Source organism: Streptomyces sp. ADMS, from assembly GCF_033441795.1.
Taxonomy (GTDB): Bacteria; Actinomycetota; Actinomycetes; order Streptomycetales; family Streptomycetaceae; genus Streptomyces.
The window spans coordinates 146,889-157,951 of record NZ_JAVFVX010000005.1 but is presented as its reverse complement, the minus strand read 5'-3'; the positions used below and the strand labels follow the sequence as shown (position 1 = coordinate 157,951).

Below are 11,063 nucleotides of genomic sequence, written 5' to 3'. Positions count from 1 at the left end.
TAGCACGCTGCCCTCTCACGGCAGTAGCGCCGGTTCGAATCCGGTCGGGGGTACGTCAGTGCACGGTGGTCCTTCGCTTCGGCGGAGGGCCACTTGGCATGTGCGGGCCGTACGCCCCCGCCCGCCTACAGCCCGTACCGCCGCGCCGACTCCTCCTCCTGGGCCAGCCTGTGCAGTGCCGTGAGCACCGGTTCGAAGAGCACGGTCGCCGCGACCGCCGTCTCGACCCGCTCCGCGTCCGACGCGTGCGTCTCCAGATAGTCCAGGTCCCGCTTCGCCACCTGGTGCATCAACTCCGCGTACGGCGCCATCAGTTCGGCGTCCCAGGGGTAGCCCAGCCGGATCAGCGCGGCCACCGACACCACCAGTGAGCGGTGCACGGGGGAGAGGGTGCTCAGCGCGCGGGCGGTCTCCCAGCCGAGGCTCACCAGCAGCCGGTCCACCTCCCGGCGGGCGGCGACCACGGCGGGGTCCTCCTCGGCCGGCTCGGCGCCCTGCGGCAACGCCCACAGGGCCGCGCCCAGCCGGATCGTACGGCCCAGGGAGTCGTCGTCGACGTGGCCGAGCACCTCGCGGGCGGTGGCGACAGGGATGCGGCCCACCTGGATCAGCGCGCGTACCAGTCGCAGGCGGCGCAGATGGTCCTCGTCGTACTCCGCGGTCGTCGTGTTGATCTGCCGGCCTGGCGCCAACAGCCCCTCGCGAAGGTAGTACTTGATGGTCGCGGTGGACACACCGCTGCGCTCGCTCAACTCCGCCAGCCGCATGCCTTGCGCCTTTCCTCGGACAACGGCACGATCCAAGCACGCGGCGGTCGGATAGTGCCGCTAGCCAACGAGTTCACCGTTCCACCGGGGGAGGCGTCATGTTCGCGAAGCCCAACGCGGGCCGTACGACTGCGGCCGCCGAGGGGGATGTCGTCGTTCTGCTGATCGGGATGCGCATCAACCACTTCTGGGCCGTGCATCACTGGTTCCCGGTGTTCACGGCCATGCCGCGGATGCTGCGGGAGCTGTCGAAGGACCCTTCGCGGGGGCTGCTGAAGCATGTGCTGCTGACGGCGTCGCCCCGGACGTACTACGTCGTCCAGTACTGGGAGTCCAAGGAGAAGCTGTACGCGTACGCCTCGGCGCCGGACATGTTCCATCACCAGGCGTGGGGGGTCCTCAACCGCAAGGAGCGGGAGGGGAAGGCCCGGCAGCATGTGGGGCTGTGGCACGAGACGTATGTCGTGCCCGAGGGGTCGTACGAGTCGATCTACGCGGACATGCCGGCGTTCGGGCTGGCGGCGGCGCACGGGGTGTTGCCGGTGGAGAAGAGAGGGCGGCGGGGGGCGGATCGGTTTGCCCACCGGTCGTCCGGCGCGAACGGCTGATCCGCGGGACGGGGCTGGGGAGTGGTCTCACGGTGCGGGCACCCTGCGGCTGGTCGCGCCCATGCGGCGGAGCCGCACCGTCGATACAGCCCCGCGCCTCGCAGAAGCTGCCCCACAGGTTGTTCGCCGGTGAAGGTCTGCCGCGGCGTTGAGGCCGACCCTCTCCGACGTTCGTGCCCGTGGTCAGCCGGTGCGGCGCAGGGCCTCCGAGAGGCGGCCGGCTGCGTCGATGACCGCCTGGGCGTGCATGCGGCCGGGATGGCGGGACAGGCGCTCGATCGGGCCGGATACCGAGACGGCGGCCACCACGCGGTTCGACGGGCCCCGTACGGGAGCTGAGACCGAGGCGACACCCGGTTCGCGCTCGCCGATCGACTGGGCCCAGCCCCGGCGTCGTACGCCCGACAGGGCGGTCGCTGTGAAGCGGGCGCCCTGGAGGCCGCGGTGCAGGCGCTCCGGCTCCTCCCACGCCATCAGGATCTGGGCCGAGGAGCCCGCCTTCATCGTGAGCGTCGAGCCGACCGGGACCGTGTCCCTGAGGCCCGAGAGACGCTCGGCCGCGGCCACGCAGATGCGCATGTCGCCCTGGCGGCGATAGAGCTGCGCGCTCTCGCCCGTAAGGTCGCGGAGGTGGGTGAGCACCGGGCCGGCGGTCGCGAGGAGACGGTCCTCGCCGGCTGCCGCCGCCAGTTCCGCCAGGCGGGGGCCGAGAATGAAACGGCCCTGCATGTCGCGCGCCACCATGCGGTGGTGTTCCAGGGCCACGGCGAGACGATGTGCCGTGGGTCGTGCCAGTCCGGTCGCCGCGACCAGGCCCGCGAGGGTGGCCGGACCGGACTCCAGAGCGCTCAGGACAAGGGCTGCCTTGTCCAGAACGCCGACGCCGCTACTGTTGTCCATGAAACGATACTCGCGTCTCACTCTGTGAAACGCAAGTTCATTTTCCGGTGGAACGCGCCACTCTGGAATACACAGCGACCCGCAGACCAACGGGCCGGGTGGCGGACGTCCGGACGAGGGGTACGGGCGGTCTCGCCGCCACAAGATCTCTAGTTGGGCCGGCGCCCACACAAGGCCGGCCGGAGGGAAAGCGATGGGTAGGACACTCGCGGAGAAGGTCTGGGACGACCATGTCGTCCGGCGCGCGGAGGGCGAGCCCGACCTCCTCTTCATCGACTTGCATCTGCTGCACGAGGTGACCAGCCCGCAGGCCTTCGACGGTCTGCGCCAGAACGGCCGTAAGGTGCGGCGCCTCGACCTCACCATCGCGACCGAGGATCACAACACCCCGACCCTCGACATCGACAAGCCCATCGCCGACCCGGTCTCCCGGGTCCAGCTGGAGACGCTGCGCAAGAACTGCGCCGACTTCGGTGTGCGGCTGCACCCGCTGGGCGACGTCGAGCAGGGCGTCGTCCACGTCGTGGGACCGCAGCTGGGGCTCACCCAGCCGGGCACCACCGTCGTCTGTGGTGACTCCCACACCTCCACGCACGGGGCCTTCGGCGCGCTGGCGTTCGGCATCGGCACCTCGCAGGTCGAGCATGTGCTGGCCACCCAGACTCTGCCGCTGGCCCGCCCGAAGACCATGGCCGTCACCGTCGAGGGCGAGCTGCCCGACGCCGTCACCGCCAAGGACCTGATCCTCGCCATCATCGCGAAGATCGGTACGGGCGGTGGCCAGGGCTACATCCTGGAGTACCGCGGCCCCGCCATCGAGAAGCTCTCGATGGAGGCCCGGATGACCATCTGCAACATGTCGATCGAGGCCGGCGCCCGCGCGGGCATGATCGCCCCCGACGAGACCACCTTCGAGTACCTCAAGGGCCGCCCGCACGCCCCCGCCGACGCGGACTGGGACGCGGCGGTGGCGTACTGGAAGACGCTGCGCACCGACGAGGACGCCGTCTTCGACGCCGAGGTCGTCATCGACGGCGCCGCGCTGTCGCCGTTCGTCACCTGGGGCACCAACCCCGGTCAGGGTGCGCCGCTTTCGGCCGCCGTCCCCGACCCGGCTTCGTACGAAGACGCTTCGGAGCGCCTCGCCGCCGAAAAGGCCCTGGAATACATGGGGTTGGAGGCCGGGCAGTCGCTGCGCTCCATCAGGGTGGACACCGTCTTCGTAGGTTCGTGCACCAACGGCCGGATCGAGGACCTGCGCGCCGCCGCCGAGATCGTCGGGGGCCGCAAAGTCGCCGACGGCGTACGGATGCTGGTCGTCCCCGGCTCGGTGCGGGTCGGTCTGCAGGCTGTCTCCGAGGGCCTGGACGTGGTCTTCAAGGAGGCCGGCGCCGAGTGGCGGCACGCGGGCTGCTCGATGTGTCTGGGCATGAACCCCGACCAGCTGGCCCCCGGTGAGCGCTCCGCGTCCACCTCCAACCGCAACTTCGAGGGCAGGCAGGGCAAGGGCGGCCGTACGCACCTGGTGTCGCCGCAGGTCGCCGCCGCGACGGCCGTACTGGGCCACCTGGCCTCCCCGGCCGACCTGTCCGACGCCGACACCCGTACGCCCGCTGGAGTCTGATCAGCCATGGAAGCATTCACCACGCACACCGGCCGGGCTGTCCCGCTGCGCCGCAGCAACGTCGACACCGACCAGATCATCCCTGCTCACTGGCTCAAGAAGGTCACGCGGGACGGGTTCGAGGACGGGCTGTTCGAGGCCTGGCGCAAGGACGAGAACTTCGTCCTCAACCGGCCCGAGCGCAAGGGTGCGACGGTTCTGGTCGCCGGTCCCGACTTCGGTACGGGGTCCTCGCGCGAGCACGCCGTCTGGGCGCTGCAGAACTACGGCTTCAAGACCGTCATCTCGTCGCGCTTCGCCGACATCTTCCGCGGTAACTCACTCAAGAACGGCCTGCTCACGGTGGTTCTGGAGCAGAATGTCGTGGATGCGCTCCAGGAGCTGACGGAGAACGACCCCCAGGCCGAGATCACGGTCGACCTGGAGGCCCGCGAAGTGCGCGCCGAGGGCATCACCGCGGCCTTCGAGCTCGACGAGAACGCGCGTTGGCGGTTGCTGAACGGACTGGACGACATCTCCATCACCCTGCAGAACGAGGACGAGATCGGGGCGTACGAGGCGAAGCGGCCCTCGTACAAGCCGTGGACGCTCAAAGTCTGAGCCGGATCTCATCGCCGACTGAGCCGACAGGACCTTCGCAAGTCTAGTTTCGGCCACTGCAACACCCCGTCTGTACCCCCGATCGCCACGATTGGGGGTACAGCTGTTTCTGCCCTCGGGCTCTCTGCAGTGCCCTCCCTGGACCTTTCAACTTCCCGCGTTAGAAGGGCTGTTGATGGGGTACCCGCCACTTGACACCGCGACCGAGAACTGAGCCGGGAAGGCTGTTTGAGGCGGCAGTTGCCCCCTGCGCAGGCGACAACTCGCCCCAGATGGCACAATCTGTGCATGGAACACGACGGCCAACTCGAGCTCTACACGGCGGTCGCGGCCCAACTCAAGGAAGCGCACACAAGAGTGCGCGCACTGCAAGTCCCGGAGGGCGTACGGATGGCGCTGACCCGGAAGCTGCTGGTCATTACGGCCGCGGCCAAGCATGATCTCGCCGACGCGACAAGGCGGCTGGAACGCTTCACGGCGGACCTCGACGAGGGTCGATTCCCCGACGAGGGCCGCTGAGGAACTCCGTGACAGCCCGAGTTCGTTGCGGCACAAGGGTGATTAGCCCGTTTCGTGTTTGATTTGCGGTATATATCTGCCTAACGTGCGAAAAAGCTTGAACACTTTCGTTCTGGCAATGTCTCCGAAGGGGAAGACGTGAACAAGGCGCAGCTCGTAGAAGCCATTGCGGACAAGGTCGGTGGCCGTCAGCAGGCCGCCGAGGCGGTCGACGCGGTCCTGGACGCCATCGTCCGCGCGACCGTCAGCGGGGACCGGGTCTCGGTCACGGGCTTCGGCTCCTTCGAGAAGGTCGACCGCCCGGCCCGTTACGCCCGCAACCCGCAGACGGGTGAGCGGGTTCGGGTCAAGAAGACCTCCGTCCCCCGCTTCCGTGCGGGCCAGGGCTTCAAGGACCTGGTGAGCGGCTCGAAGAAGCTCCCGCGTGGTGGCGAGGTCGCGGTCAAGAAGGCCCCCAAGGGCAGCCTGACCGGTGGCGGTGCCACCGCGACGGTCAAGAAGGCCGCGGCGAAGAAGGCCACCACCGCCAAGAGGGCGACGGCGGCGAAGAAGACCGTGGCCAAGAAGGCGACGCCGGCGAAGAAGACCACGGCGACGGCGAAGAAGACCACGGCCAAGAAGACCACCGCCAAGACCACGGCGGCCAAGAAGACCACGGCGACGGCGAAGAAGACCGCTGCCAAGAAGGCACCGGCCAAGAAGGCGACGGCGACCAATGCCCCCGCCCGCAAGTCGGCGGCCCGCACCACGACCACCACCGCCAAGAAGGTCACCGCCCGCAAGAAGTAGGGGCGCAAGGGCACTCACGCGCCGGGCCGGACTCCCCGAGGGAGTCCGGCCCGCGGCGTGTCCGGACCGTCCGGGAGGTCCTCGGAAGGCAGGAGGTGTCCAGAAGGCTCGGAAGGGCTCAGAAGGTCTGCAGGGTGACGAGCGTGATCCGGGGAGCGCCCCCGGCCCCGTCCGCCCCATCCGCTGCCCCGGCCCCCTCGACCTCGATGCGCACCCGCTGCCCGGGCCGCAGCAGCCTCAGCCCGCCGGCGTCGAACGCCGGCGCGTCGAAGGGGAGGGGGGTGCCGTCGTCGAGCAGCACACTGCCGCTGCGCGTCTCGGCGTCGTACGTGTACGCGGTCGCCTGCATGGCGGCAGCCTACTGGCCCGCGATCAGCAGCCCCTCGACCGCGGCGGCCGTCCGCGCCCCCACCCCCAGGGAGAGTGCCGCCCGCAGATCGTCGCCGGTGTCCACGTCCTGGCGTACGGAATTCACCGCGGTGAGTCCGAGTTCCACGGCGCCGGAGCTGCGGTGACGGGTTCGGGAATGCGGGCCGAAATGCGGAAGCAATTCCTGGCCGGGGCGAGCGGTCAGCAGAGTGGTGCCGATGGTGGCCGCGTCCGCGAGAAAAGCGCGCGGGAATTCGGCGGCGGCATCCAGCACGCCGGCCAGTTCCAGGGGGCGCAGCGCCGGCAGATCGGCGTTCAGGGCCGCCACGGGGCTGTCGGGCCGTCTCGTCCGCACGACCGCCGCTCCGTGCGCCAGAGCGGCGTTCAGGCCGCCCAGCGGCTCGTCGGGGACGATCGCGGCGCCCAGTGCGGCCAGCTCACGGGCGGCCAGTGCGTCGTTCGTGACGACCGCCACATCGCGGACCGACGTGCAGGCGAGCACCGCTGCCACCGTGTCCTGTGCGAAGGCCAGGGCGAGACCGGGACGGAGTCCGTGGGCGGTGTCCGCGAGCCTGCTCTTGGCACGCGCCAGGGGCTTGAGGGGTATGACCACTGTCCACTGCACGGGTGTTCCCCACCTCCCTCGCTCAGCCCGGTCGCTGTCCCGGCGCTCTCCCGGTCGCAACCATTGTCACCTGGCTGTCATCAAAGCCCATCGGGCGGTGTCGGTGCCGGGGCGTACGGTGTTCTCGACAGACCGGAAGCCCGGGGCGACACTTGTGCGGCCCCCAGGACAATCGGCCGACGTCATGGTCCAGGCCCTAGAGGAAGGTGTTCGCGTGCCCCGCCGCAGAATCGGCTTCTGGTACCGCTTCGCTGCGGTCCTCTGCAAACCGCCGCTGGTGGTTCTGCTCAAGCGGGACTGGCGCGGAATGGAGAACATTCCGGCGGCGGGCGGATTTATCACCGCGGTGAACCACAATTCGCACGCGGACCCCTTCGCCTACGCGCACTACCAGTACAACAGCGGCCGTGTTCCGCGTTTTCTGGCGAAGAGCGGGCTTTTCGGGAAGGGATTCATCGGCGCCGCGATGCGCGGCACCGGCCAGATTCCCGTCTACCGCGAGACCACCGACGCGCTGAGCGCCTTCCGCGCCGCCATCGACGCCGTGGAGCGCGGCGAGTGCGTCGCCTTCTACCCCGAGGGCACCATCACCCGCGACCCGGACCAGTGGCCCATGACCGGCAAGACCGGCGCCGCCCGGGTCGCCCTGCAGACCAGGTGCCCGGTGATCCCGGTGGCCCAGTGGGGCGCGAACGAACTGCTGCCGCCGTACGCCAGGAAGCTCAACGTCTTTCCGCGCAAGACCCACCACGTCCTCGCGGGCCCGCCGGTGGACCTGACGCGGTTCTACGACAAGGAGATGAACCCGGACCTTCTGAAGGAGGCGACCGAGGTCATCATGGCCGCCGTCACCCGCCAGCTGGAGGAGATCCGCGGCGAGAGGGCACCGGTGACGCCGTACGACCCGCGCCCGGAGCGGAGCGAGCAGCGCCGCCGCACGGCCGCGGAAGAGGCGCAGGACGCGCTGGACGCCGCGCATGCGGCACAAGAAGCAGCACTGGTACGGGAAGTTCAGGAAGAGGGGCAGAGCAAGTGAGCGAGCCGGTCAAGGCGGCGGTGTTCAGCGCGGGATCGTGGGGGACCGCCTTCGGCATGGTGCTTGCCGACGCCGGCTGCGAGGTGACCCTGTGGGCCCGCCGTCCCGAACTCGCCGAGGCGATCAACTCCACGCGTACGAACCCGGACTACTTCCCGGGCGTCGAACTCCCGGAGAACCTCCGCGCCACCACGGACCCCGCACAGGCCGCCCGCGACGCCGACTTCACGATACTCAGCATCCCCTCGCAGACCCTGCGCGGGAATCTTGCCGAGTGGACGCCCCTGCTCGCCCCCGACACGATCCTCGTCTCCCTCATGAAGGGCGTCGAACTCGGCTCCGCGATGCGGATGAGCGAGGTCATCGAGGACGTCGCCAAGGTGGGCCGGGACCGCATCGCGGTCGTCACGGGCCCCAACCTCGCGCGGGAGATCGCCGCCCGGATGCCGGCCGCCGCGGTGGTCGCCTGTACGGACGACGCCGTGGCCCAGCGTCTCCAGACCGTGTGCCACACCCCGTACTTCCGCCCGTACACCAACACCGACATCGTCGGCTGCGAACTCGGCGGCGCCGTCAAGAACGTGATCGGCCTGGCCGTCGGTATCGCGGACGGCATGGGCCTGGGCGACAACGCGAAGGGCTCGCTCATCACACGCGGCCTCGCCGAGACCACCCGCCTCGGCCTCGCGATGGGCGCCGACCCGCTCACCTTCGCCGGACTCGCGGGCCTGGGTGACCTGGTGGCGACCTGCTCCTCGCCCCTTTCCCGCAACCACACCTTCGGCACCAACCTCGGCAGGGGCATGACCCTGCAGGAGACCATCGCGGTCACCAGGCAGACCGCCGAGGGCGTCAAGTCCTGCGAGAGCGTGCTGGATCTGGCCCGCAGGCACGGCGTCGACATGCCGATCACGGAGACGGTCGTGGGCATCGTGCACGAGGGCAAGCCGCCCGTCGTGGCCCTCAAGGAACTGATGTCGCGCAGCGCCAAGCCCGAACGACGCTGAGCAACAGGGGTCTGCGGGCGCTGACTCGGCGCCCTACCACCGGGTACCCTCAACGCGATATGAGCACCGAGAACATCCCCCAGAGCCCCGGGCAGCCGTCCCGCAAGCCGCGCGTGGCCGTCGTCTTCGGCGGTCGCAGCTCCGAACACGGGATCTCCGTGGTCACCGCCGGCGCCGTGCTGCGTGCCATCGACCGGACGAAGTACGACGTCCTGCCGATCGGCATCACCCAGGACGGCCGCTGGGCGCTCACCGTCGACGAACCGGAGCGCATGGCGATCGTCGACCGCAAGGCGCCGAACGTCGACGAACTCGCCGAGTCGAGCGAGGGCGGCGTGGTGCTCCCCGTCGACCCCGCGAACCGCGAAGTCGTCTACAGCGAACCCGGATCGGTGCCCAAGGCCCTCGGCGAGGTGGACGTCGTCTTCCCCGTACTGCACGGCCCGTACGGTGAGGACGGCACCCTCCAGGGTCTGCTGGAGCTTTCGGGTGTCCCGTACGTCGGCGCGGGCGTGCTCGCCTCGGCCGTCGGCCAGGACAAGGAGTACATGAAGCGGGTGTTCACGTCGTTCGGGCTGAAGGTGGGCCCGTACGTGGTGATCCGGCCGCGCGAGTGGGAACGCGACGAGCCGGCCGCCCGCAAGAAGATCATCGACTTCGCCGGCGAGTACGGCTGGCCGCTGTTCGTGAAGCCCGCGCGCGCGGGATCGTCGTTCGGCATCACCAAGGTCGACGAGCTGAGCGGCCTCGACGAGGCGATCGCCGAGGCCCAGCGACACGACCCGAAGATCATCGTGGAGGCCGCGCTGCGCGGTCGCGAGATCGAGTGCGGGGTGCTGGAGTTCGAGGACGGCCCGCGTGCCTCGGTACCGGCCGAGATCCCGCCCGTACAGGCGCACGCCTTCTACGACTTCGAGGCCAAGTACATCGACTCGGCCGACGGCATCGTCCCCGCCCCCCTCACCGGGGAACAGACGGCGGAGGTGCGCCGCCTCGCGGTCGAGGCCTTCGACGCGGCGTCCTGCGAGGGCCTCGTACGCGCGGACTTCTTCCTCACGGAGGACGGCGAGTTCGTCATCAACGAGATCAACACGATGCCCGGCTTCACCCCGATCTCCATGTACCCGAGGATGTGGCAGGAGACGGGGGTGGACTACCCCGAGCTGGTGGACCGCCTGGTGCAGGCGGCGCTGCGCCGTTCGACGGGCCTCAGGTAGACAGGCGCGCGGGACTGTATCCGTATGCGATGTGCGGCTCCGCCGCGTGGGCGCGACCAGCCACAGGCAACCCGCCGCCGACAACGCAACAGACCTACTACTGCACCTAGTTGGCAATCCCCAGAGGAACCGTCTTCTTGATGGCAGCGGCCAGATCGACCAACGCCCCCGAGGTGTCCCTCCCCGACGGGACCGTGACCTCCACATAGGCAAGCCGCGATGAAGTGGTGAAGCGGGACGACCCGTCGTCCCGCTTCTCCATCAGCCAGCCGACCCCGTTCACTTCACCCCCCACCGCATCCGGATCCGCACCGGTGGCGACCTTGGGGTCGGTCATCTTGGGCGGCCGTACGACACCGCAGCGCAGTATGATCGCCGGGCTGCCCCAGCCCGCGGTCAGTGCGGACCGGGGCTCGGGGTCGTCACGGCCCAGGCCGTCCACCTTCGCCGGCAGCGCCTTGTCCAGGTTCCGGCACAGCTTCGTGGCCTTTCCGTCCGGCGCGGGAACCGTGACTCCGGCGCTGTCGTCTGCTGAGGAGCAGCCCGTGACGACGATCAACAGGGCGAGCACGGGCAGAGCGAGCGGCCGGTGACGGAAAAAGTTCACCGGCACAGGGTAGACGGGGGCTACAAGTGCACCACCGGGCAGGTCAGGGTGCGGGTGATGCCGTCCACTTGCTGGACCTTCGCGACCACCATGCGGCCGAGGTCGTCCACGGTGTCGGCCTGGGCGCGCACAATCACGTCGTACGGTCCTGTCACGTCCTCGGCCTGGGTCACCCCCGGGATCTTGCTGATCGTCTCGGCGACGGTCGACGCTTTGCCGACCTCCGTCTGGATCAGGATGTACGCCTGTACCACGGAACCTCCAGGGCGGCCACGAGGATCATGTGGGGAAAAGGAACGCCACGGTATCGCGTCGCCGCACGCCTCGGGGAGACCTGTGGCGACGGGGGACCCGCGCCGGGGTGCACACGTGACAGAGGTTGACGGTCACCTCGA

General features: G+C 69.4%; 14 protein-coding genes. 8 read left to right on the top strand and 6 right to left on the bottom strand.

From position 1 onward, the window contains the following. Positions 1-125 precede the first annotated feature (125 nt). Positions 126-767, bottom strand: coding sequence for a MerR family transcriptional regulator (locus tag RB628_RS04005; protein WP_318318846.1), 642 nt, complete (start codon positions 765-767; stop codon positions 126-128). A 98-nt stretch (positions 768-865) separates the two neighbouring features. Here RB628_RS04005 and RB628_RS04000 point away from each other — a divergent pair, with 98 nt between their 5' ends. Then, positions 866-1,375, top strand: coding sequence for a DUF4188 domain-containing protein (locus tag RB628_RS04000; RefSeq protein ID WP_318318845.1), 510 nt, complete (start codon positions 866-868; stop codon positions 1,373-1,375). 183 nt (positions 1,376-1,558) lie between these two features. On the opposite strand, the gene ndgR is transcribed toward RB628_RS04000, so the two are convergent. After that, the gene (gene ndgR, locus RB628_RS03995; protein WP_318318844.1) at positions 1,559-2,275 is read right to left on the bottom strand and encodes an IclR family transcriptional regulator NdgR; all 717 of its coding nucleotides are present in this window, start codon (positions 2,273-2,275) and stop codon (positions 1,559-1,561) included. A gap of 193 nt (positions 2,276-2,468) precedes the next feature. Between ndgR and leuC the strand changes: the two genes are divergently transcribed. The 4 genes from leuC to RB628_RS03975 all read left to right on the top strand — a co-directional run bounded on the left by leuC (position 2,469) and on the right by RB628_RS03975 (position 5,807). Next, positions 2,469-3,899, top strand: a complete 1,431-nt coding sequence (gene leuC / locus RB628_RS03990; protein ID WP_318318843.1) for a 3-isopropylmalate dehydratase large subunit — start codon at positions 2,469-2,471, stop codon at positions 3,897-3,899. A 6-nt stretch (positions 3,900-3,905) separates the two neighbouring features. Then, complete coding sequence (gene leuD / locus RB628_RS03985) at positions 3,906-4,499, top strand: 3-isopropylmalate dehydratase small subunit (protein ID WP_318318842.1); 594 nt, start codon at positions 3,906-3,908, stop codon at positions 4,497-4,499. A gap of 288 nt (positions 4,500-4,787) precedes the next feature. Then, positions 4,788-5,018 (top strand): hypothetical protein, encoded by a 231-nt coding sequence (locus RB628_RS03980; protein ID WP_235474595.1) that lies wholly within the window; start codon positions 4,788-4,790, stop codon positions 5,016-5,018. Positions 5,019-5,156: 138 nt separating this feature from the next. Continuing rightward, positions 5,157-5,807, top strand: a complete 651-nt coding sequence (locus tag RB628_RS03975) for an HU family DNA-binding protein (RefSeq protein WP_318318841.1) — start codon at positions 5,157-5,159, stop codon at positions 5,805-5,807. Positions 5,808-5,925: 118 nt separating this feature from the next. On the opposite strand, the gene RB628_RS03970 is transcribed toward RB628_RS03975, so the two are convergent. Both RB628_RS03970 and cofC read right to left on the bottom strand, forming a co-directional pair. Continuing rightward, positions 5,926-6,156 carry a hypothetical protein gene (locus RB628_RS03970; protein WP_318318840.1) on the bottom strand — a complete coding sequence of 77 codons (231 nt, stop codon included), beginning with the start codon at positions 6,154-6,156 and terminating at the stop codon, positions 5,926-5,928. A 9-nt stretch (positions 6,157-6,165) separates the two neighbouring features. After that, entirely contained in the window at positions 6,166-6,801 is a 636-nt protein-coding gene (gene cofC, locus RB628_RS03965) for a 2-phospho-L-lactate guanylyltransferase (protein WP_318318839.1), read from the bottom strand. A 214-nt stretch (positions 6,802-7,015) separates the two neighbouring features. Between cofC and RB628_RS03960 the strand changes: the two genes are divergently transcribed. The 3 genes from RB628_RS03960 to RB628_RS03950 are packed head-to-tail and all read left to right on the top strand — an operon-like array spanning position 7,016 to position 10,061. Beyond that, positions 7,016-7,837, top strand: coding sequence for a lysophospholipid acyltransferase family protein (locus tag RB628_RS03960; RefSeq protein ID WP_318318838.1), 822 nt, complete (start codon positions 7,016-7,018; stop codon positions 7,835-7,837). Beyond that, positions 7,834-8,844: an NAD(P)H-dependent glycerol-3-phosphate dehydrogenase gene (locus RB628_RS03955; RefSeq protein ID WP_318318837.1), complete on the top strand. Its 1,011-nt coding sequence runs from the start codon at positions 7,834-7,836 to the stop codon at positions 8,842-8,844. Before RB628_RS03960 ends, RB628_RS03955 begins: the two co-directional genes overlap by 4 nt. A 59-nt stretch (positions 8,845-8,903) precedes the next feature. Then, positions 8,904-10,061, top strand: a complete 1,158-nt coding sequence (locus RB628_RS03950) for a D-alanine--D-alanine ligase family protein (RefSeq protein WP_318318836.1) — start codon at positions 8,904-8,906, stop codon at positions 10,059-10,061. A gap of 106 nt (positions 10,062-10,167) precedes the next feature. On the opposite strand, the gene RB628_RS03945 is transcribed toward RB628_RS03950, so the two are convergent. Both RB628_RS03945 and RB628_RS03940 read right to left on the bottom strand, forming a co-directional pair. Beyond that, entirely contained in the window at positions 10,168-10,668 is a 501-nt protein-coding gene (locus RB628_RS03945; protein ID WP_318318835.1) for a DUF3515 domain-containing protein, read from the bottom strand. 20 nt (positions 10,669-10,688) lie between these two features. Continuing rightward, a complete protein-coding gene (locus RB628_RS03940; protein WP_006376792.1) occupies positions 10,689-10,922 on the bottom strand; it encodes an Lrp/AsnC family transcriptional regulator in 234 nt (77 codons plus the stop codon). Positions 10,923-11,063 lie beyond the last annotated feature (141 nt).